This window comes from Streptomyces cavernicola (assembly GCF_029968035.1).
Taxonomy (GTDB): domain Bacteria; phylum Actinomycetota; class Actinomycetes; order Streptomycetales; family Streptomycetaceae; genus Streptomyces; species Streptomyces cavernicola.
Window position 1 is genome coordinate 212,744 of record NZ_JASCIQ010000006.1, and the last position, 21,073, is coordinate 233,816.

Genomic DNA, 21,073 nt, shown 5'->3' on the forward strand with positions numbered 1-21,073 from the left:
AGCCTGCCAGCGTCACCTGCGTACGACCATGGCGCGGAGGGGAGTTGGACCCCTCCTGCTCACGCCCCGCCGCCTTGCCCCTTCCCGCCCGCCGCACGCCGGACCGCGTAGAACAGCGCACCCGCCGCGAGCACCGCGGCGCCGGCGATCACCGAGGCGACCGGCAGCGAGAAGGCGAGCACCGCGCACCCGGCCAGGCCGACCAGCGGCACGACCCGGGGCGGCCGGCCCTCCGCCGAAGTCAGCGTCCAGGCCGAGGCGTTGGCGACCGCGTAGTACGCGAGGACAGCGAACGACGAGAAGCCGATCGCCGCCCGCAGATCCACCGTCGCCGCCGCGACCGCGACGATCGCGCCGACGGCCAGTTCGGCGCGGTGCGGCACCTGGAAGCGCGGGTGCACGGCGGCCAGGCCGTGCGGCAGATGACGGTCCCGGGCCATCGCCAGTGTCGTACGGGAGACGCCGAGGATCAGCGCGAGCAGCGAACCGAGCGCGGCCACCGCCGCGCCCACCCGCGTGACCGGCACCAGCCACTCCGCGCCCACCGCACGCGCCGCGTCCGCCAACGGAGCCGTCGCCTCGGCCAGGCCCCGCGGCCCGAGCGCGGCGAGCACGGCCACCGACACGGCCGCGTACACGACGAGGGCGATGCCGAGGGCGAGCGGGATCGCCCGGGGGATCGTGCGCTGCGGATCGCGCACCTCCTCGCCGAGCGTGGCGATCCGCGCGTACCCGGCGAACGCGAAGAACAGCAGACCTGCCGCCTCCAGGACCCCGCCCGCCGACACCCCGTCCCCGATCGCGAGGTGCTCGCCCCAGGACGCCCCGGACGGCGGCCCGCCCGAGGCGACGACGGCGATCACGACGGCGGCGAGCACCGCGAGGACGACGCCGACGATCACCCGCGTCAGGAGCGCCGACTTCTGCACGCCCGCGTAGTTCACGGCGGTCAGCACCGCCACGGCCGCCACCGCCACGGCGTGCTCATGCCCCGGCCAGACGTACGAGCCCACCGTGAGGGCCATCGCCGCGCACGACGCCGTCTTGCCCACCACGAAGCCCCAGCCGGCCAGGAACCCCCAGAAGTCGCCGAGCCGGGCCCGGCCGTACACATAGGTGCCGCCCGACGCCGGGTAGCGAGCCGCGAGCCGCGCCGAGGACGTCGCATTGCAGTACGCCACCACCGCGGCTAGCCCCAGACCGAGCAGCAACGCGGAGCCGGCCGCGCGCGCCGCCGGGCCGAGGGCGGCGAAGATCCCCGCCCCGACCATCGATCCGAGGCCGATCAGGACTGCGTCGGAGACCCCCAACTGCCGCCGCAGGGCCTCGGGTTGACCGGCCTTGGCTTCTGACTCGTTCACGTTCCCCTCCGTCGCCGGTTCGCTCGCCCGGCCAATTACTGGAAGAAATTTCTAGAAATCTGTTCCACTCGGCGTCCGCTGAGGCCATACTTCTCGGAGGCCGCCGGACTCGGGGGAAGGTACCCGCTGCGGGTAACGGGGGGTTGTGCGGAGGTCGCCGGTGTCTGACCTGCAGTTCGTGTGGGTGTGCGGGGCAGCCGGAGGGGTGCTGCTCGGCCTTGCGGCGCGGGGGGTCGCAAGGCGGCGCAGGTCGGTGCGGAAGGCCTCCGCGCCCGAGCCTCGGGGAGGGCTCGAAGCGGCGGCGGACCACGCGGAGCTGCGCCGCCTCGCCCGCCGACTCGACCGCGACCGCGACGAGTTGAGGGCCCGCGGCCACAAGGCGGAGGCCGCATACCGGGCACGGGCCGCCGCCGAACAGTGGCAGCGACTCGTCGCGGCACAGCCCGGCCGCTTCCAGGGCGAGCGGCACGCCGCCCTGGTCCGCCTCAGCGAACTCCTCGTCGAGACCGGCCAATTCGAGGAAGCCGCTCGCGTACGACAGGAGGCGGCCGAGGTCGCCTGGCGCGGCAGCCGCGGCCCGACCCTCCCCGGAACCCCGCCCGGCCGCCCGCCGAGAGGCGCACGCGGCCCGGCGGACCGGAAGCGACAGCCACCGCCAGGCCCCAACCAGCCACCGCCGCCCGGCACTTGAGCACCGCCCGGACCGCCCGCTCCGTCGCAGCTCTGCCGGCCCGCCCTGCCCGCCCACTCCGATCGCCGACTCCGCCCGCCCACTACTCCGATCGCCCCACCCCGACGGGAGCCGCCCATGCCCGCCAAGCAGCAGCGCGGTGCGGCCACCGTCGACCGCGTGCTCGCCGCCGCGCTCCAGGTGTTCGCCGAACCCGGCCGGCACGGTTTCACCGTCAGCGCCGTCGCCGAGGCCGCGGACGTCAGCCTCGGCAGCATCTACCACCACTTCGGCAGCTTCGACGGCCTCGCCGCCCACCTCTACGACCGCTGCCTCGACCACCTATGCGACGCCCTGATCGCCGAGCTGAGCCAGGCCCGTACGGCCCGCGCGGGCATCCACGCGCTCGTCTCGGCGTACCTCCGCTTCACCGCGGACCACCGCGACGAGGCCCTGTTCCTGCACGGCTCCGCACACTCCGGCCGCCTCGCCGCACAGGCCGCGGAGATCCGGGCGTTCAAGGCGGAGCGGTTAACGGCCGTCGCCGACCGGCTCCGCCCGCACCTCGACGCCGGAACGGTCGAGCGACTTCCCGCGCCCGTACTCGACGTGCTCGTCCTCGGCCCGGTCGAGGAGGCCGCGCGCCGCTGGCTCTCCGGCGCCTACGACCTCGACCTCGACGCGGCGGCGCAGCTCCTGCCGGACCGCATCTGGCGCTCACTGCGCCCGGACTGACACGGTCGGGGAGCCGGGGCGCGACACGCTCCAGTCGGGTGACGGTCGCGGAACAACGGGTTGCGAAGAGCTACACGTATGACTTATGACTGCACGCATCTCTCGCACCCGGGCGGCCCTCGCGGCCGCGCTCTGTGCGATCGCCCTCGGGGCGCAGCCCGTCGCCGCCGCCGAGTCGGAGTCAGCGCCCAAGCCGGCGCGACCCGGAGCCAAGCTGACGCTGATGAAGCACGACGGGACCTACAGCAGCACCCCATCGGAAGCCTCCTTCGCGCTTCTGACCTGCAACCCTCCCGGCGGCACCCACCCGTCGTCGCAGGCCGCCTGCAAGAGCCTCCGCAGCTCCGGCGGAAACATCCAGAAGCTCGCCGAGAACCCCGAGGCGATCTGCAACAAGCTGTACCGGCCGGTGACGGTGCACGCCTACGGCCAGTGGAACGGCCGCCACGTGAACCAGTGGAGGACCTTCTCCAACAGCTGCGAGGCAGAGGCGGCCACCGCCACGGTCTTCACCTTCTGACCGCCCCGAGAGACATCGCCACGCATCGCCACACGAGCCGTGCCGCACACGAAAGCGGCACGGCTCTCGCGTTGCCCGCCACCACCGCACCGGACCCGCCTCGTTCACAGAGGGAAAGGACCGACAAAGCACGTATGCGAGGAAGCAGCCGCCCGTGACCCTCTCCACGACGCTCCGGCCCCTGCGCCGACGCCGCACCACCCGGACCGCGCCGCTCCCGCAGTCCGGACGCGACCCCTTCTTCGACAACGCCAAGTTCCTGCTCGTGGTCCTCGTCGTCATCGGCCACAACTGGGCCGTACTCGTACGGGACATGGACACCGTCAAGGCCGCGTACACCGTCGTCTACCTCTTCCACATGCCGGCGTTCGTGCTGCTCTGCGGCCTCTTCTCGCGCGGCTTCGCCGGCACGGCACCGCAGATCCGGGCCCTGCTCACCCGCGTCCTGGCGCCCTACCTGCTGTTCACCGTCGCCTACAAGGCGCTGCCGACCCTGCTCCACGACGCCCCGTTCTCGCTCATGCCCACCGAGCCGACCTACCTCCTCTGGTTCCTGGTCGCGCTCTTCCTCTGGCGCATCACCGCACCCCTGTGGCGGGCCGTCCGCTTCCCCGTGGCCCTCGCCGTCCTCGTCTCGCTCGCCGCGGGACTCACCGGCGTCGGCTACCAACTCGCCCTGCCCCGCGTCCTGATGTTCCTTCCCTGGTTCGTCCTCGGACTGCGGCTGCGCCCCGAGCACTTCCACCGCCTGCGCACCCGCGCCGTACGTTGCACGGCCCCGCTCGTCCTCGCCGCGGCACTCGGCCTCGCGTACCTCAACGCACCGCACATCAACGCCAACTGGCTCTACATGCGGGCCAACCACGTCGAGCTGCAGACCGGCCCGTGGGAGTACCTCGCGATGCGGCTCGGCCTGTTCGTGGTCTCCGCCGCGCTGATCGCGGCGTTCTTCGCGCTCGTCCCCGCCCGGCGCACCGCGTTCACGGCGCTCGGCGCGCTCACCATGTTCCCGTTCCTGGTGCACGGCCTGCTCGTCCAGACCGGGCAGGCGTACGGGATGTACGACCTGGTGGGCCTGCTCGGCGCGGGCGCGCTGCCGCTGCTCGCGGTGTTCGGCGTCGCCGTGACCGTGGCGCTGTCCAGCGCACCGGTCCGCCGCGTCCTGCGCCCGGTCGTCGAACCACGCTTCCCGCGCTGGCTGACGCCGACGGACGCCGACTCCTGTGGGCCGTTGGGATCTCCGATGGGTCGTCAGACGCCAGCGGAGAAGCGGCTGGTGACGACTGATCAGGCCTCGGCGCGGGACGCGAGCAGCCAGTCGTAGGCCGCCTTCGCCGTGAACTCCCGCTGGCCGCCCGGGAACACGAGGCCCGCCGTGGCGAAGGCCGGGTCGCCCGCGGTCGCCGCCACGTACGGGATCGCGATGCAGTCCATGCCCGCCTTGTGCGCGGCGACCGCGCCCGGCGCCGCGTCCTCCAGGACCACGCAGTCCGCGGGCGCGACGCCGAGGCGACGGGCCGCCTCCAGGAACACATCGGGCTCCGGCTTCCCCTGCGGCACCTCCTCGGCCGAGACCAGCGTGGTCAACAGCGCGTCGAGACCCGTGCCCCGCAGGATCGCCGCGATTGCCGCGCGCGACGAACCCGAGGCCACGGCCATCGGCACGCCCTGCGCGTGCAGCAGCTCCACGAAGGCCCGCATTTCCGGGTACGCGTGCGTCTCGGCCGCCGCGAGCTCCAGGTACAGCCTGTTCTTCTCGGCGAGCAGCCGGTCGAGGGGCGTGCTCAGGCCGTACTTCTCCCGCCAGATCGCCAGCGTCTCGGCCGTGCTGATGCCGACGTACTTCTCGTGCTCCGGCCAGTCGAAGTCCGTGACGCCCTCGGCGGCGAGCAGCTGCCGGCCGGCCTCGAAGTAGTTGGGCTCGCTGTCCACCAGCGTGCCGTCGAGATCGAAGACGACGGCGGTGCCCGCGAGGACCGTGCTGCTGCTCGAAGTGCTCATGCCGCCAAGGATGCCAAGGCAGGGCCCGAACCGGCCTGCCGGGGCGTCACCGCTTCTCCTTCTCCCGCCGGTCGGCGGCCGCGCCGACCGACTCGACGAGCGGAAGCAGCCGGTGCGGCACCCGCTCGCGCAGCGCGACCTCGGTCCGCGTGCGGACCACGCCGGGCAGTTGGATCAGCTGCTGGATGATGTCCTCGAGGTGGGCGTTGTCGCGCGCGGCGACCCGGGTCAGGAGGTCTCCGCCGCCGGTGATCGAGAACGCCTCGATGATCTCCGGCACCGAGGCGAGCGCGTCCCCCACCTCGTCCAGGTGCCCCTGCGTGACCTCGACGTGCACGAACGCGAGGACCGGGTGCCCGAGCGCCGCCGGCGAGAGCGTCGGCCCCGCCCCGGTGATCACCCCCTCCCGCTCCAGGCGGTCGAGCCGCGCCTGCAGGGTGCCGCGCGCGATGCCGAGGATCCGGGCGTACTCCCGGACGCTCGTGCGCGGCTGCTCCAGCAGCAGCCGGAGAATGCGGGTGTCGAGTGCGTCCACAGCCATGTCGCCCGGCCTCCTGCCCCCGCCGGGCCGGTGTGCTCCGTCCGCGGCGTTCCTTGCGCTCGTACGCAATTCGATCCGTACGTACGAGATGTCCTGCCGCGAATGTACCAATGGCGTGGCTGGGCAACGCGGCCGTGGGCCAACGGCCGACCGGCCCCGACCGGCTCTGAGGCTGTGTGCGAAAGCCTGGGGTCCTCCGGACGGCCGCGGTCGGCGTGCACGGAGGCCGGGAGACCCCGTGTGCTCTTCCGTATGTCCCCTCAGGTGAGCGACCACAGCAGCGCCGCACAGCAGCCGACCCCGGCGACCCCCGCGACCGCAGTCACCCCGGCGACCCCGGGAGACGGGCCCGCGCCTCCGACCGCGACCCGCAGGCGGGCGCTCGGCCTCGCGGCCGGCCTCCTCGGCGCGGGCACCCTCGGCTTCCGCCTCCCGGTGCCCGAGAGCGCCCTGCGTGAGCCGGTCGACGTGAGCGCCCTGACCGGAGGGTGCGGCGCTTTCTACGACCCGGAGTACGAGGACCTGCTCGCGGCCGTCGACGAGTCCCGGTTCCTGCCGGCCGACTGGGAGCTGCGCGACCCCGGCCTCGCGGGCGCCTGCGCCGACCCGGCCGACCCCGCCATACAGGACCGGCAGGCCGGCTGGGGGCCTGCGACCGACAGGGACTGGGCGCACGAGGCCGCACCCGACGGGCCCTGGTCCTGGACGGGCGGCGACGCCGGCCGCTGGCCGGACGAACGGTCCCTGTGCCCCGCAGAGTCCGCCGGGTCCGCCGGTTCCTTCGAGTCCGCCGCGGGCCCCGAGGCCGCGGGCGCCCCCGCGGCGGGACGGCCCTGGGCCCGCCCGCTGACCCGGAGCTACCGCATCACCACCGGCTACCGCGTCCGCGGCGACTGGATCGCCGGCTACCACACCGGCGTCGACCTGGCCGTCCCGCAGGGCACACCGGTCTGGTCGGTCGCGGCGGGCGTCGTGGTCCTGGCCCGCTGGTCCGGTGCGTACGGCAGGGCCGTCACGATCCGGATGCGGGACGGGCGGTACGTCCTCTACGCCCACCTGTCCCGGATCAACGTGCGGGAGGGCGCGCGCGTCCACGCCGGGCAGCGGGTCGCCTACAGCGGCAACACCGGCCGCTCCACCGGCCCCCACCTGCACCTGGAGATCCGTGCCCGACGCGGCTACGGCTCCGACATCAACCCGATCACGTACCTGGCGAAGCGCGGCATCAAGATCTAGCTGCCGTCCGGCTGCCGTCCGGCGGCCGAGTGGTCCGTTGGCCCTTCGGTGGCCGGGCGACGCCGGCAGCCGCTGGGCCATTGGCCCAGGCGTTTCGACGGCTGTTGAACCAGCAGCGGTCCAAGTGCTGAGATGTACGAGTCGATGGCGCTGCGGATCCTCCGGGATCTCCGCGGCGCCTTTCTCATGTCACGGCCGCCTGCGGGGGCCGGAAGGGGCGGGGCAACTTGCTGAAGAAGGCGTTCGTGACGCCGGACCCGGGTCGGGTGCGGCTTCGGTTCGCGACCCGCGGCGTGCTCGGGATCGGGCTCGCCGTCGCGCTGTGCGGAGCCGTGGGGCACTCGCTCGTGGCCGCGATCACCGGCGGCCTCGCCGCGCTGCTCGCCCTGTTCACGGTGACCGACGCGACCGTGCGCGGACAGGCGGTGACGACGGCCCTGCTGCCGCTCGTCGGCCTCCCGGTGCTCGCGCTCGCGGCCGTCCTGCAGGATGCGCCGCTCGCCCGGGACCTCGCCTTCCTCGCGGTCGTCGGCGCCGGCGTGTACGCACGGCGCTGGGGACCGCGCGGGCACTCGCTCGGCGTCTTCGCGTTCATGAACTTCTTCGCCGCCCAGTTCCTGCACACCGTGCCCGGCCAGCTCCCCGAGCTGTACGCCGCCGTGCTGCTCTCCCTCGCCGCGGCGGCGACGGTCCGGTTCGGGGTGTGGTGCTACGAGCGCCGCTCGCCCGCCCCGGCCGCCGTGGCCGCGCCCACCGGTGGCAGCGGGCTCCGGCGGATCACCACCCGGCAGGCCGTACAGGCCACCGTCGGGGCCGCCTTCGCGCTCGGCATCGGACAGGTCCTCTCCGACGAGCGCTGGTACTGGGCCGTCGGCGCGACCTGGTGGGTGTTCGTCAACACCAGCTCGCGCGGCGAGACCGTCGTCCGCGGCTTCCGTCGCTTCCTCGGCACCGTCCTCGGCATCGTGCTCGGCTTCCTCGTGGCGGTGCCGCTGCACGACGAGCCCGTCGCGGCCGCCGTCATCGTCGCGCTGAGCGTCTTCGGGATCTTCTACACGGCGGCCGTCTCGTACACCTGGATGATGCTCGCCGTGACCGTCATGGCGAGCATGCTGTACGGCCTGCTCGGCGTGCTCGACCCGGCCCTGCTCGCGCTCCGGGTGACCGAGACCGCCGTCGGCTCCCTCGGCGCCGTTCTCGCCGTACTGCTTCTGCTGCCGGTGACCACGCACTCCGTGACCGAGGCGTGGGTGGAGCGCGCCCTGTGGTCCGTGCACGCCTGCACGGCGGAGGCCGCCGCCCGGCTCGCCGGGAGCACCGCGGCCGACCCGGCGGCGCGCGTCGCCGAGCTGGAGCAGAACCTCGGTCGCGTACGGCTCTCGCTCGCGCCCCTCGTGCATCCGCTCAGCCCGATGAAGGCCCGCAAGGGGCGCGCCCGGCGGGTCCTCGCGCTGCTCGACGACTGTGCGCGCGAGGTGCGTGGTCTCGCCGCCGTCGCCGCGGACCCGGAGGCCTCGCACGACGCCCGGCTCGCCGCCGCGTGCTGGCGGGTGGAGGCGGCCGTCGAGGCGCTGACCGACGCCCCGGCCGTCGGGCGGCAGCGCCGGGCGGGCGAGACGACGGCGCCCGAGCCGGCCGGTACCGAGCCGGTCCTCGCCCACCTGCGGGCCCTCGAGCACTCCCTGCTCGAACTCGCCGTGCCGCTGCGCCGGCCCCGGCGGACGCCCGTGGGGGCCTGAACTCCCGGTCCTGCCAAGCACTCCCCTCTGGTCTAGACCCGCTGCTAGCGTCGGTCGCGACAGGCGCTTTTGCCGATCAGCCGATCAAGGGAGTCGCACGTGGGCACCGCTCGGGCGTACATCGGTTCCTTCACCTCCGCCGGAGGGCGCGGCATCACCGTCGCCTCCGTCGACCCGGACAGCGGGGCCCTGACCCCGCTGTCCGCCACCGACGCCGTCCCCGACCCCTCGTACCTCGCGCTCGCGCCCGGCGGGGACGTCCTGTACGCCGTGAGCGAGACCGACGACGGCGCGGCCGCCGCGCTCTCCGTACGCGGCGATTCCGTACAGGGCCATTCCGTACGCGGCGATTCCGTACGCGGTCATTCCGTACGCGGCGACGTGCCGAGCCTCATCGCCCCGCCAGCCCCCGTCCAGGGCTCGGGCCCCACGCACCTCGCGCTCGCCCGGGGCCACCTCTTCACCGCCAACTACGGCTCGGGAAGCGTTTCCTGGCTGCCCCTGGGCCCGGACGCCGCCCCCACGCCCGGTCGCGTACTGCAGCACCGCGGGGCCGGGCCCGACGCGGAACGGCAGGAGGGCCCGCACGCCCACCAGGTGCTGCCCGCGCCGAGCGGCGGCTGGATCCTGACCGTCGACCTCGGCACCGACACCGTCGGCGTCCGCACCCTCACCGACGGCGTGCTGCGCGCCCACGACGAGGTGGCGCTGCGCCCCGGCAGCGGACCACGCCACCTGGCCTTCCATCCCGACGGCCGGACCGTGTACGTACTCGGCGAGCTCGCCCCGACCCTCACCGTCTGCGACTGGGACCCGGCCGCGGGACGGCTCGCACCCCGCGCCGAGATCCCCGTGCTCGACGGCGAACCGGACGGCGACGCGTACCCCTCGGAGGTCGTCGTCGCGCCCGACGGGCGCTTCGTGTGGACCGCCACGCGCGGCCAGGACGTGATCTCCGTCCTGGCCGCCGACCCGGACGCGGCGGACGGCTCGGGGCTGCGCCTCGCCGCCACCGTCGACTGCGGCGGGCACTGGCCTCGCGACCTGGCCCTGCACCCCTCGGGCCGCTTCCTGTACGCCGCCAACGAGCGCTCCGGCGACGTCACTTGGTTCACCGTCGACCCGGACTCGGGCGTCCCGAGCCGCGGCGGATCGGTCCCGGCCCCGGCGGCGTCCTGCGTCATCTTCGGCTGACCTTCGGGTGATCTTCGGGCGATGGCCCGCTGATGGGTGGCTGATCTTCGGCTGAGCCGGGCGTCGGCGTACGCGAAGGGCCCGTCACCCGGAGACCGGGGGACGGGCCCTGGAGGGGACCTGGGGTCGATCAGGCGATAAGGCGCTCTGGTCGCCGCTCAACGCGACTGCGGGGCGCCCTGCGCCTGCGGCGGGGTGATGCCGAGGGCGGCCATGTACTGCGAGAGCGCCAGCTTGCCGATCGCCGGGTACGCGCCGAGCGCCTCGGCGTAGGCGCAGCCCGCGTCCTTCGCGGCGGCGTCGAGGACGCCCTCGGGCACCTCGGGGCCGATCAGGTGCGGGGCGAGCGCCAGGTGTGCGGAGCCGGAGCCCCGCAGCTGGTCGGCGGTCGCGGAGATCGCGCCGTCCTGGTCGAGGGCGGCGGCCATCACCGGCACGGCGAGGCGCGCGGCGAGCAGCATGCCGGTGATCCCGGCGGCCTGCACGGCCTCCTCGCCGCCTATCGTCGCGAGGATGATGCCGTCCGCGGCGGTGGCGACGGTGAACAGGCGCGCCCGGTCGGCGCGGGCGAGCCCGGCCTCCGAGAGGCGCACGTGCAGCGCCTCGGCGAGCAGCGGGTGCGGGCCGAGCACATCGGTCAGCTCGGCGGGCACGCGGCTGTCCATGACGGCCTGGCGGACCTGGCGCATCAGCGCGTTGTCCGGGCCGGCGAGGAGCGGCACGACGACGGCCACGGGGCCCTGCGGCGCGGGCACGTCCTGGCCGGCGGCGAGCGCCTGCTGGTGGCGGGCGGTGCGCTGCTCGGCGGTGTGCGCGAGCACGCCGGCGAGCGTGGGGTACTCGGCGTCCTCACCGTCGAGGTAACCGATCCTCGCGTCGAGGCCCGGCAGCTCGGAACGGGCGATGCTGACGACCTCTTCGGCGAGGCCGCGCGTCGCGGCGGACGGTGTGCCGGGCACGGCGAGAACCAGCGCGGGTGCTCCCTCGGGAGCCACCGCGGGTTCCGGGCGGCGGTGCCGACCGGGCTGTCGAGGTCGCGGCATTCGTACGGGCAGGCCGTTGTCGGGCCCAGTGGGGGAGCTCATGGCGCCGCATGCTACTGGTTTCCCGCGTGCCGCTGTTCGGGCAGGTGCCACCTGAGTGGTATCCGTCCGGTTTTATCCCTTCAGTGGCGAATTTCTCGACTGTCGGAATCGGCGCCCGAGTTGCTGCATATCGACACACCTGCAGGTCAGGGCGGTGAACGCCAGGGGCGCACGGCGCTGTGACGTACACCCCATCCGCCTATGGCGAGTTGCAGCCCTTACGGCAGGCTCACGACGGGTTTGCGACAGGCTTACGGCGGGCTTTCGGCAGGCTTACGGCGGGCTCGCGCGAGGCTTACGGCAGGTGCAGCATGCGCCCGTCGTGTGGCAGCCGCAGCGTCCCGGCGGCGAGCGCCCGCGCGAGTACGACGGCGCCGTCGAGCGGGTCCCCGTCCGCCACCGAGACGCGTGCGGCGGGCAGTTGGGCGGCCAGCTCCTCCTCCAGCGGTACAACCAAGGGGGCGCCCATCTTGAACAGGCCGCCGGTGAGGGCGACTTCACACTCCGTCCCGCTCGGGCACACGGCGACCGCCGCCTCCGCGATGTGCCGCGCGGCCTCCCGCAGGATCCCCTCGGCCACCGGGTCGTGCGGGGCGCAGCGGGCCACCTCGGGCGCGAACGAGGCGAGCACGGCCGGCCGGTCGGTCCGCGGGTAGAGCTTGCCGGGCAGCTCGTTCAGCGGCCCGTCGAAGACGGCCTCGGCACGCGCGCGGAGCGCCGGCGAACAGCCGCGCCGGCCGTCGTACGCGCGCATCGCCGCGTCGAGTCCGGCCCGGCCGATCCAGGCGCCGCCGCCGCAGTCGCCGAGGAGATGCCCCCAGCCGTCGGCCCGCCGCCAGCTCCGCAGGTCCGTGCCGAGCGCGATCAGGCCGGTGCCCGCCGCGACGACCGCGCCGGGGCGCTGCCCGAGCGCCCCCGCGTACGCCGTCACCGCGTCCGCCGCGAGCGCGAGCCGCCGCGTGCCGAAGGCCCCGTCGAGCGCGGCGGGCAGCCGCTCCCGCAGGTCGCCGCCGAGCGTCGCCATGCCCGCGGAGCCCACGGCGACGGCCGCGACCGCACCGCCGCCCGCGCCGTCGATCAACTCACGGGCCATCGGCCCGAGTTGCTGCATCAGGTGCCCGGCGTCGATCCCGGCGGGGCCGGTGCGCACGGGCTCACGAGAGGTCAGGGTCCGGGGTGGGCCGTCTCCGCCCGCCGGTGCGAGGGCCACCCGCAGGCCGGAGCCGCCGGAGTCGACGCCGACGACCCAGGGCACGTCGGGCGTCGCGGCGGCGGTCACGGCAGCCGCCAGTCCACGGGCTGCGCGCCCTGCCGGGCGAGGAGGTCATTGACGCGGCTGAAGGGGCGCGAGCCGAAGAACCCGCGGTCCGCGGACATGGGGGAGGGGTGCGCGGATTCGACCGCGGGAAGCTCGCCGAGGAGCGGCCGGAGGTTGCGGGCGTCCCGCCCCCACAGCACCGACACCAGCGGCTTGCCGCGCGCGGCCAGGGCCCGGATGGCCTGCTCGGTGACCTCTTCCCAGCCCTTGCCCCGGTGCGCTGCGGGGCGGCGGGGCGCGGTGGTGAGCGCCCTGTTGAGCAGCAGCACGCCCTGCCGGGTCCAGGGGGTGAGGTCGCCGTTGCCCGGCTGGGGCAGTCCCAGGTCGGTGCCCAGCTCGCGGTAGATGTTGAGCAGGCTGGGCGGCAGCGGCCGGACCTCGGACGCGACGGAGAAGCTCAGGCCCACCGCATGTCCCGGTGTCGGGTACGGGTCCTGGCCCACGATCAGCACCTTCACCTCGTCGAATGGCTGCTGGAAGGCTCTCAGGACGTGCGCACCAGAGGGGAGGTAGGTCCGGCCCGCGGCGATCTCCGCGCGCAGGAAGTCCCCCATGCCGGCGATGCGTTCAGCCACCGGCTCCAGCGCCTGGGCCCACCCTGGTTCGACGATTTCATTCAACGGTCGTGCTGCCACGGCGTCACCCTACTGGTGCAACGGGTCTGGCGATCAACCTGAGTTCGGGTTCGGGGGGAGGCTGCTCAGTTCGGTTCTGGGGTTCGCCCCCCGAACGGGCCCCCGAACACGACCCCCAGCGCGTTTCCCCCCCGGGTTCGGCTTCGAGGGACGGCCGGGGTACGGGCCTCCCCCCAGCCCCGCCCCGGGGCCAGCCCGTCAGCTCGGTTCCGGGGACAGCCGTCCTCGGGCACGGCTCCGGGGTTCGACCCGCGAACACGACCCCCAGCCCGAGCGCACGCGGCTGTTCCGGGAGTCACTCCCCGAACCGCCGCACGCCCCGTGCCCGAGCCCGAGCCCGTACCCTCGTTCTCCCTGCCTGGCCGGAGGGCCTGTCAGTCGATCACCGCCGCCCGTACGCACAGCACGTCCGGCAGGTGGGAGGCGAGTCGTTGCCAGCTCTCGCCGTCGTCCGCGCTCGCGTACAGCTCGCCGTTGCGGTTGCCGAAGTAGACGCCCGCCGGGTCCGCGTCGTCCGTGCAGAGGGCGTCCCGCAGCACCGTGCCGTAGTGGTCGGTCTCCGGGAGGCCTTCGGCGAGGGGCTCCCAGGTCTTGCCGGCGTCCTGCGTGCGGAAGACCCGGCAGCGGTGCTCGGCGGGGACGCGGTCGATGTCGGCGTTGATCGGGAAGACGTACGCCGTGTCCGCGCGGTGCGGGTGGGCGGCGACGGCGAAGCCGAAGTCGGAGGGCAGGCCCCCGCCGATGTCGGTCCAGCGCGCGCCGCCGTCGTCGCTCCGGAACACCCCCCAGTGGTTCTGGAGATACAGCCGGTCCGGCTCGGCGGCGTCCCTCGCGACCTTGTGCACGCACTGGCCGAACTCGGGGTCGGGATCGGGCAGGAACACCGCCGACACCCCGGAGTTGGAGGGCGCCCAGCTCGCGCCGCCGTCCTCGGTGCGGAACACGCCGGCCGTGGAGACGGCCACCGTGATCGCCCTCGGGTCTCTCGCGTCGGTCAGGATCGTGTGCAGGCCCTCACCGCCACCACCCGGCACCCACTGCTTGCGCGTCGGGTGCTCCCACAGCGGCCGTACGAGCTCGAAGCTCTCGCCGCGGTCCTCCGAGCGGTACAGGGCGGCGGGTTCCGTGCCCGCGTACACCACGTCGGGCTCGGCCGCCGAGGGGTGCAGTTGCCAGACGCGCTCGAGCGAAGCCCCGGTGTCCTTGGGGAACTTGACGGGTGCCTTGGTGGGTTCGGTCCAGGTGGCGCCCAGGTCGTCGGAGTGGAAGACCGACGGTCCCCAGTGCGCACTGTCCCCGCCGGCCAGGAGACGGGGGGTGTCGCCGCGGGTGTCGATCGCGACGGAGTACACGGCCTGCGCGTTGAAGTGCGGTCCGTCGAACTCCCAGGCGACACCTCGCCTCCGTCCGAGGAAGAGCCCCTTGCGCGTGCCTACGGCGAGCAGAACATCGGTCGGCATGCCGACCACCTCCGGTACATGTCGGTTGACCTCGTTGTCACGACATGCCTCAGTCTGCACCCGGCCACTGACAACGGCCCGGAAACCGCCCCGGACCTGTGACGATCCGGCATTTCACGCCGACGGGCCGCTACGCCGAGGCGTCGTCGCGCCCCGCCACGAGCGAGCCGATCGAGGCGATCTCCCCGGGCCCCACCCGGCAGCAGCCGCCCACCAGGCGCGCGCCCGCGTCTACCCAGCCCCGTACGCGCTCGGCCGAGAACGTGGCCGGGCCGCGCCAGCCGCGGGCCGTGGCGTCCCAGTGCTCGCCGCTGTTGGGGTAGACCACGACGGGCTTGCCGGTCACCCGCGCGGCGATCGGCACGGCCACGTCGGCGTCCTGCGGGCTGCAGCAGTTGACGCCGACCGCGAAGACCTCGTCGCTCTCCGCGACCAGTGCGAAGGCCTCCTCCAGCGGCTGCCCCGCCCGCGTCCGGGCCCCCGCCACGCTGTACGACAGCCAGGCGGGCACGCCCAGGCCGCGCACCGCGCGCAGCAGCGCCGCCGCCTCGTCCGTGTCCGGCACGGTCTCCAGGGCGAGGACGTCAGGACCGGCCGCGGCGAGGGTCTCCAGGCGGGGGCGGTGGAAGCGTTCGAGGGCGTCGACCGAGAGCCCGTACCGCCCGCGGTACTCCGAGCCGTCCGCGAGCATCGCCCCGTACGGCCCCGCGGAGGCGGCCACCCACAGCGGGCGGCGCACTCCGGCAGAGCGGGCGCGCGCGGCGGCTTCGCGCGCCGACTGCACACTCAGGTGCAGCAGTTCGCTCGTGCGTGCGGCGTCGAAGCCGTACCGGGCGAACCCCTCGTACGTCGCCTGATAGCTGGCCGTGATGGCGACGCTCGCGCCGGCCTCGTAGTACGCGAGGTGGGCCTCGGTGACGGCCTCCGGGCGGTCCGCGAGCAGCCGCGCGGACCAGAGGGCGTCGCTCAGGTCGTGCCCGGCGGACTCCAGTTGGTTCGACATCCCGCCGTCCAGGACCACCGGCCCCGCCGCGACCGCCTCGGGCAGTGAGGGTCGCTCGCGCGGTGCTTCCGTCGCCTTCGCCGTATGTCCCATGCGTCGAAGCTAACGCGTTCTCCCACCGCCGGACCCTCGCGGACCCCGCCGTACGCTGTGGCCATGGCAAAGGTACTGATCCTGAACGGCCCCAATCTCAACCTGCTCGGCACCCGTGAGCCCGGCATCTACGGGGCGCAGACCCTGAGGGACGTCGAGGCCCTGTGCGAGGAGACCGCGGCGGAGCTCGGCCTGACCGCGGACTGCCGGCAGTCCAACCACGAGGGCGCGTTGATCGACTGGATCCATGAGGCGGGCCGGGAGCAGGCCGAGGGGCGGCTGATCGGGGCGGTGATCAACGCCGGCGCGTACACGCACACGTCCGTCGCGCTGCACGACGCGATCAAGGGCGTCGGACTGCGCGCCATCGAGGTGCACATCTCCAACGTGCACGCGCGCGAGCCGTTCCGGAACCACTCGTACCTCTCGCCGGCCGCCGCGGGCATCGTCGTCGGCTTCGGCACGGAGGGGTACCGCCTGGCGATCGAGGGCCTGGACCGCCTCGCGAAGGCCGCTGCCGCCTGAGGCGCAGTCGCCTGAGGCCGTAGACGAAGAGAGGCGCGCCCGCCCGGTCCACACGGACCCGGCGGGCGCGCCTCTCGGCATCGGCGGAGGAAGGGGAGGGGGAGGCTCAGCACCTCGCCGTGAGCCGGACTCCGCACTTCGGGTCGAGTTCCGGCTCGTCGGGGGCGGGGCCCACGCGCGAGAGCAACACCAGCCAGCCGCCGGGGACTTGGACCCATGTGCGGGTGCACAGCACGCGCGCGTGGAAGGGGGTGCCGAGCCACTCGCCAGCGGCGGTCAGGGTGCGGCGGGTGATGCCGGCGCGGCCGTTGACGGTCGCGAGGGTCTCCTCGGGGGCGAGCTCGGTCACGACCAGGCGTCCCGTGGTGAGTTCCCTTATTTCCTCGCTGCGGTCCAGGCTGCGGCCGTCCGGGCGGACGGAGACGAATTGCGGGTGCAGCATCCGGTCGAGGGCGTCCACATCGAGCGCCAGGACGGCGGCGGCCAGCCGCCGTTCGGCGCCGATCAGAGCCTCAGCGGGAAAGATGTCGTCCATTGCGCCGATCGTACGGGTCCGTCGCGGCCTGTGGGAGGGCGCGCGGGAATGTGCGGGCTGCACCTGAACCACCCGGACGGGCCCGCGCGTCGCGTGCGGCGGGGCGCGGCGGGGGCCGCCGGTCGCCCGCGGCTCGCCCGGCCGGGGAGGCGTCAACTCCCTTGTGCGGAGCGTGACATGCGGTACGCGAAGGCGATCGACGCACTCCGGAGTGTCGGCCGGGCCCGGCCGGGGCACTCACGGCGTACGCCGATCGCCTCGCTCATGTGCGGTCGTGCGGTTGGCCCGTCAGATCGCCCAGACGTACTGGTTCGGGATGTGGATGTCGGCGTCGAGCTCGCGGGCCGCGTGCAGGGCCCAGGACGGGTTGCGCAGCAGCTCGCGGCCGAGGAGCACCGCGTCCGCCTCGCCGTTGGCGAGGACCTTCTCGGCCTGCTGCGGCTCGGTGATCAGGCCGACCGCGGCGACCGGGAGGTGCGTCTCGTTCTTGACGCGGGCGGCGAAGGGCACCTGGTAGCCGGGGCCGACGGGGATCTTGACGTCGGACACGTTGGCGCCGGAGGACACGTCGAGCAGGTCGACGCCGTGCTCCTTCAGCTCCCGGGCGAACCGCACGGTGTCGTCGGCCGTCCAGCCGCCCTCGTCCAGCCAGTCGGTGGCCGAGATACGGAAGAACAGCGGCTTGTCCTCGGGCCACACCGCCCGTACGGCGTCGACGACTTCGAGGGCGAAGCGGGTGCGGTTCTCGTACGAGCCGCCGTAGGCGTCGGTGCGCTTGTTGGAGTGCGGGGAGAGGAACTCGTGGATCAGGTAGCCGTGCGCGCCGTGCACCTCGACGACCTCGAAGCCCGCGGCGAGCGCACGCCGGGCCGCGTCGGCGAACTGGCCCACGATCTCCTGGATCTGGTCGACCGTCAGCTCCGTCGGGACGGGGTGGTCGTCGCGGAAGGGCACCGGGCTCGGGCCGAGCGGCTGCCAGCCGTGCTCGTCGGGGCCGACCGGGCCGCCGCGGTTCACCCACGGGCGGTCCGTGGAGGCCTTGCGGCCGGCGTGCGCGATCTGGATGCCGGGCACGGAGCCGCGCGCCTTGAGGAAGTCGGTGATCCGGCGCAGCGCCTCGGTCTGGGTGTCGTTCCAGAGGCCCAGGTCGTACGGGCTGATCCGGCCCTCCGGGCTGACGGCGGTGGCCTCGACGAGGATGAGTCCGGTGCCGCCGGTGGCGCGGGCGCCGTAGTGCGCGAAGTGCCAGTCGCCCGCCACGCCGGCGTTCGGGCCGAAGGCCTCCGCCGAGTACTGGCACATGGGGGCCATCCACACACGGTTCGGGACGGTGACGGACCGGAGGGTGTACGGCTCGAACAGGGCACTCACAGCGGACTCCATTCGCGGAAGGCGTTGCCCGGCGCAGCGGAGGCGGCGCCGGTTCGGTTAGTACGATACCCACCGTAGTACGAGAGCTGTCAAACTACGAGGGTTCTCGTACAATGGCTTCGGGAACGCCGGGCCGATCAAGCCGATGAAGTGGAGCCGCAGTGACACCCGCGACGAAGAGCACGGGCAGCAGCCGCACCCTGGAGCACCCCGAGCTCGATGAGATCCGCCTCGAAGGCGTCCTGCACGCGCTCTCCGACCCGATGCGGCTGCGCATCGTCACCGAACTGGCCGCCGCCGAGGACGAACTGGCCTGTTCGTACTTCGAGCTGCCGGTCACCAAGTCGACCACCACCCACCACTTCCGGGTGCTGCGCGAGAGCGGTGTGATCCGGCAGAGCTACCGTGGCACGGCCAAGATGAGCGGCCTGCGCCGCGACGACCTGGACGCGCTCTTCCCCGGCCTCCTCGACAGCGTCCTCGGCGCGGCGGCCCGGCAGGCGGGGCGGCTGGGCGGGGCCTGACGGCCGGGGCAGGTGCCGTCAGCTCGGCGTGTTCCCACGTGCCGCGGCGAAGAGGCCGTCCCAGTCCGCGATCTTCACCGAGCCGCGGCCCAGCGATGCGCCGAGGGCGGCCTCCGCATGTTCGATGGACTCCCATCCGGTCCACTCGACCGGGTGGAAGCCGAGGGAGCGCAACGCGGCGAGGGGATCCCGGTCGTGTTCGTGGGCGGGGCGAGGCCGGGAAGTGGCGTCCTCCAGAAGGGAGTTGACCGTCTCCTTCGCGCAGGGACGGTTGGTGCCGATCACGCCGGTGGGGCCGCGTTTGATCCAGCCCGCCACGTACTCGCCGGGGGAGACGCGGCCCGCGCGCAGCACTCGGCCGGCGTCGTTCGGCACCGTGCCCGAGGCCGGGTCGAACGGCAGCCCCTCGAGCGGAACGCCTCGGTAGCCGACCGAGCGCAGCACCAACTCCGCCTGGATGTCCTCGACTTGACCTGTGCCCCGCACCCCGCCCGTCCCGTCGGGAACGGTCCGCTCGAAGCGCACCGCGCCCACCCGGCCCGCCGCTGCGAGCAGTTCGACGGGGCGCAGGAAGAACCGCAGGTGGATCCGGCGGGCGGCGCGCGCCTGCCCGAGCTCGGCGGAGGACGCCGCCCAGGCCTTGAGCACCTCCACGTTGCGCCGGTTCGCGGCGGGCAGCGCGGAAGGGTCGGCACAAGCCGGGTCGAGCGCCAACTCGGCCGGGTCGACGACGACTTGGGCGTTCGCGAGCGTGCCGAGCTCGCGCAGCTCCTTCGTCGTGAACTTGGCCTGCGACGGTCCGCGCCGGCCCACCATGTGCACATCCCGCACGGCACTCCCGGCCAGCGCGTCCAGGGCGCCCTGCGGCATGTCGGTGGGCCGGAGCTCCTCCGCGCCCCGGGCGAGGATGCGGGTCACGTCCACGGCGACGTTGCCCACGCCGATCACCACGGCCGAGCGCACTTCACGTACGAGCGAAGGAGCGTCGCGTACGAAGGCGGGAGGGTGGGGGCGGCCCAGGCGCGCGTGGTGTGCGGCGCCGTTCTCGGCGGCGTCCGGGTGGGCGCTGTACCAGGACACGAACTCGGTGGCCGAGCAGCTGCCCGGCAGGTCCTCGCCGGGGATGCCCAGATGCCGGTCGGTGGCGGCGCCCACGCAGTACACCACCGCGTCGTACAGCTCCAGGAGCTGCCCGGGGGAGATGCCGCCGGGGCCGACCTCGACGCCGCCGAGGAAGCGCACGTGCGGGTCGTCGAGGACGGTCCGCAGGTTGTTCTGCAGCGATTTGATCTTCTCGTGGTCCGGCGCGACACCGTATCTGACCAGGCCGTACGGGCAGGGCAGCCGGTCGAGGACGTCGACGCGGACGCCCTCGACCCAGGGCCCGTCGTCCGGCGGCCCGCCCCCTGGGGGCCGAGCGTGCGCCACCAGGGTCTGGGCGGTGTAGACCCCGCTCGGTCCCGATCCGACGACGGCCACATGCAGCACGACGGGCTCCTTCCGAGGGTGTGCCCGGGGTGCTTCCAGCATCGCACCGCGACCCGCGCGAGGGGAGGTGCACGCGCGGGCCGGCTCGGGACGACCCGGATCCGCTCAGGACATGCCGCGCATCCGGTGGATCTCGGCGCTCTGTTGGGCCACCGTGTCGTTGGCCATCTCCTCGATCTGGATGTTGTTGCCCTCGGCGAGGAGGTCGGTGGCCATCGTCACGGCGCCTGCGTGGTGCGTGATCATCAGCTTCAGGAACAGCTCGTCGAACGCCGCGCCCTCGGCCGCCCGCAACGTCTTGAGCTGCGCCTCTGTCGCCATGCCGGGCATCGGCGCGCCGTCGCCGTGCCCGTCGCCGTGCCCGTCGCCGTGGCCGTCGTGGTGGGAATCCCCGCCCTGGCCCCCGTCCTGGCCGCCTTCCTCGGCGCCGCCCTGATCGTCCCGCTTGTCCGCGTCGTGCGTCTTCAGCCAGCCCTTCATGGCGTCGATCTCCGGGCCCTGGGCGGCCTCGATGCGCTCGGCCAGACCCTTCACCTTCGCCGACTCGGCGCGTTTCGGGGCTAGTTCGGTCATGACGAGGGCCTGCGCGTGGTGCTCGATCATCATCTCGGCGTAGGCGAAGTCCGCCGAATTGGGGGTGTCGTCGTCGCTCTTCGCGGCGGCTTCCTCGGGCGAGAGCCGCTTGTTCTCCTCGCCGGGCTTGCCCGGAGCGATCACGGACGGGCCGTCCTTGCCCGCGCCCCCGGCGCCGGCCCGGTCGTCCGCTGACGACGAGTCACATCCCGTCAGGGCGACCCCGATGAGGAGTGCCGCGGCTGCGGCGGTGAGCACGTGGGAGCGCTTCGATCTGCGGCGGTTCGGCACAACTGCCTCCAGTGGCACACGTGTTGGCGTACGAGATGAGAGGAGGTGAGACGAGAGGAGACGAGAGGAGACGGGGGGAGACGAGGTGATGCGGACGAGGTGTGCGGGGGTGCGGGGGCCGTTGGGGAAGGGGTGTCGGTCCGGACTGTCCTAGCACGAGTCCCTACGGCGGTGA

At 73.7% G+C, this 21,073-nt stretch carries 21 protein-coding genes; 9 read left to right on the forward strand and 12 right to left on the reverse strand.

Going from position 1 to position 21,073, the window contains the following annotated elements; genetic code table 11:
* Nucleotides 1–59: 59 nt before the first annotated feature.
* Nucleotides 60–1,271, reverse strand: coding sequence for an APC family permease (locus QIS96_RS08255; protein ID WP_282541817.1), 1,212 nt, complete (start codon nucleotides 1,269–1,271; stop codon nucleotides 60–62).
* Nucleotides 1,272–1,521: 250 nt separating this feature from the next.
* On the opposite strand from QIS96_RS08255, the gene QIS96_RS08260 reads away from it, so the two are divergent.
* From QIS96_RS08260 to QIS96_RS08275, 4 genes are all read left to right on the forward strand, one after another.
* Entirely contained in the window at nucleotides 1,522–2,052 is a 531-nt protein-coding gene (locus QIS96_RS08260) for a hypothetical protein (protein ID WP_282541759.1), read from the forward strand.
* Nucleotides 2,053–2,169: 117 nt separating this feature from the next.
* The gene (locus QIS96_RS08265) at nucleotides 2,170–2,766 is read left to right on the forward strand and encodes a TetR/AcrR family transcriptional regulator (protein ID WP_282541760.1); all 597 of its coding nucleotides are present in this window, start codon (nucleotides 2,170–2,172) and stop codon (nucleotides 2,764–2,766) included.
* 85 nt (nucleotides 2,767–2,851) lie between these two features.
* Nucleotides 2,852–3,286 (forward strand): SSI family serine proteinase inhibitor, encoded by a 435-nt coding sequence (locus tag QIS96_RS08270; protein WP_282541761.1) that lies wholly within the window; start codon nucleotides 2,852–2,854, stop codon nucleotides 3,284–3,286.
* Between the two features lie 154 nt (nucleotides 3,287–3,440).
* Nucleotides 3,441–4,610, forward strand: coding sequence for an acyltransferase family protein (locus tag QIS96_RS08275; RefSeq protein ID WP_282541762.1), 1,170 nt, complete (start codon nucleotides 3,441–3,443; stop codon nucleotides 4,608–4,610).
* On the opposite strand, the gene QIS96_RS08280 is transcribed toward QIS96_RS08275, so the two are convergent.
* Nucleotides 4,574–5,287 (reverse strand): HAD family hydrolase, encoded by a 714-nt coding sequence (locus tag QIS96_RS08280; protein ID WP_282541763.1) that lies wholly within the window; start codon nucleotides 5,285–5,287, stop codon nucleotides 4,574–4,576. The genes QIS96_RS08275 and QIS96_RS08280 overlap by 37 nt on opposite strands.
* A gap of 46 nt (nucleotides 5,288–5,333) precedes the next feature.
* Nucleotides 5,334–5,828, reverse strand: coding sequence for an Lrp/AsnC family transcriptional regulator (locus QIS96_RS08285; protein ID WP_282541764.1), 495 nt, complete (start codon nucleotides 5,826–5,828; stop codon nucleotides 5,334–5,336).
* 252 nt (nucleotides 5,829–6,080) lie between these two features.
* On the opposite strand from QIS96_RS08285, the gene QIS96_RS08290 reads away from it, so the two are divergent.
* The 3 genes from QIS96_RS08290 (at nucleotide 6,081) to QIS96_RS08300 (ending at nucleotide 9,997) form a co-directional block, all read left to right on the forward strand.
* Entirely contained in the window at nucleotides 6,081–7,064 is a 984-nt protein-coding gene (locus QIS96_RS08290) for a M23 family metallopeptidase (RefSeq protein ID WP_282541765.1), read from the forward strand.
* Between the two features lie 227 nt (nucleotides 7,065–7,291).
* Entirely contained in the window at nucleotides 7,292–8,803 is a 1,512-nt protein-coding gene (locus tag QIS96_RS08295; RefSeq protein WP_282541766.1) for an FUSC family protein, read from the forward strand.
* 99 nt (nucleotides 8,804–8,902) lie between these two features.
* Nucleotides 8,903–9,997 (forward strand): lactonase family protein, encoded by a 1,095-nt coding sequence (locus tag QIS96_RS08300; protein WP_282541767.1) that lies wholly within the window; start codon nucleotides 8,903–8,905, stop codon nucleotides 9,995–9,997.
* A gap of 158 nt (nucleotides 9,998–10,155) precedes the next feature.
* Here the strand turns inward: QIS96_RS08300 and QIS96_RS08305 are convergent, their stop codons facing one another.
* The 5 genes from QIS96_RS08305 to mmuM form a co-directional block, all read right to left on the reverse strand.
* On the reverse strand, nucleotides 10,156–11,082 hold the full coding sequence (locus QIS96_RS08305; protein ID WP_282541768.1) for a sirohydrochlorin chelatase: 927 nt from the start codon (nucleotides 11,080–11,082) through the stop codon (nucleotides 10,156–10,158).
* Nucleotides 11,083–11,377: 295 nt separating this feature from the next.
* Entirely contained in the window at nucleotides 11,378–12,361 is a 984-nt protein-coding gene (locus QIS96_RS08310; protein ID WP_282541769.1) for an N-acetylglucosamine kinase, read from the reverse strand.
* Entirely contained in the window at nucleotides 12,358–13,035 is a 678-nt protein-coding gene (locus QIS96_RS08315; RefSeq protein ID WP_282541770.1) for a uracil-DNA glycosylase, read from the reverse strand. The genes QIS96_RS08310 and QIS96_RS08315 overlap by 4 nt, the downstream gene beginning before the upstream one ends.
* 374 nt (nucleotides 13,036–13,409) lie before the next feature.
* Nucleotides 13,410–14,495 (reverse strand): WD40/YVTN/BNR-like repeat-containing protein, encoded by a 1,086-nt coding sequence (locus QIS96_RS08320; protein ID WP_282541771.1) that lies wholly within the window; start codon nucleotides 14,493–14,495, stop codon nucleotides 13,410–13,412.
* 130 nt (nucleotides 14,496–14,625) lie between these two features.
* Entirely contained in the window at nucleotides 14,626–15,591 is a 966-nt protein-coding gene (gene mmuM, locus QIS96_RS08325; protein ID WP_282541772.1) for a homocysteine S-methyltransferase, read from the reverse strand.
* 63 nt (nucleotides 15,592–15,654) lie between these two features.
* Here mmuM and aroQ point away from each other — a divergent pair, with 63 nt between their 5' ends.
* Nucleotides 15,655–16,116 carry a type II 3-dehydroquinate dehydratase gene (gene aroQ, locus QIS96_RS08330; RefSeq protein ID WP_282541773.1) on the forward strand — a complete coding sequence of 154 codons (462 nt, stop codon included), beginning with the start codon at nucleotides 15,655–15,657 and terminating at the stop codon, nucleotides 16,114–16,116.
* A gap of 106 nt (nucleotides 16,117–16,222) precedes the next feature.
* On the opposite strand, the gene QIS96_RS08335 is transcribed toward aroQ, so the two are convergent.
* Nucleotides 16,223–16,651, reverse strand: coding sequence for a nuclear transport factor 2 family protein (locus tag QIS96_RS08335; RefSeq protein ID WP_282541774.1), 429 nt, complete (start codon nucleotides 16,649–16,651; stop codon nucleotides 16,223–16,225).
* Nucleotides 16,652–16,939: 288 nt separating this feature from the next.
* Entirely contained in the window at nucleotides 16,940–18,022 is a 1,083-nt protein-coding gene (locus QIS96_RS08340) for an NADH:flavin oxidoreductase/NADH oxidase (protein ID WP_282541775.1), read from the reverse strand.
* Nucleotides 18,023–18,183: 161 nt separating this feature from the next.
* Between QIS96_RS08340 and QIS96_RS08345 the strand changes: the two genes are divergently transcribed.
* Complete coding sequence (locus QIS96_RS08345) at nucleotides 18,184–18,546, forward strand: ArsR/SmtB family transcription factor (RefSeq protein ID WP_282541776.1); 363 nt, start codon at nucleotides 18,184–18,186, stop codon at nucleotides 18,544–18,546.
* An 18-nt stretch (nucleotides 18,547–18,564) separates the two neighbouring features.
* Here QIS96_RS08345 and QIS96_RS08350 read toward each other — a convergent pair whose 3' ends face one another.
* Both QIS96_RS08350 and QIS96_RS08355 read right to left on the reverse strand, forming a co-directional pair.
* On the reverse strand, nucleotides 18,565–20,034 hold the full coding sequence (locus QIS96_RS08350) for a ferredoxin--NADP reductase domain-containing protein (RefSeq protein ID WP_282541777.1): 1,470 nt from the start codon (nucleotides 20,032–20,034) through the stop codon (nucleotides 18,565–18,567).
* A 105-nt stretch (nucleotides 20,035–20,139) separates the two neighbouring features.
* On the reverse strand, nucleotides 20,140–20,898 hold the full coding sequence (locus tag QIS96_RS08355; RefSeq protein ID WP_408907143.1) for a DUF305 domain-containing protein: 759 nt from the start codon (nucleotides 20,896–20,898) through the stop codon (nucleotides 20,140–20,142).
* Nucleotides 20,899–21,073 lie beyond the last annotated feature (175 nt).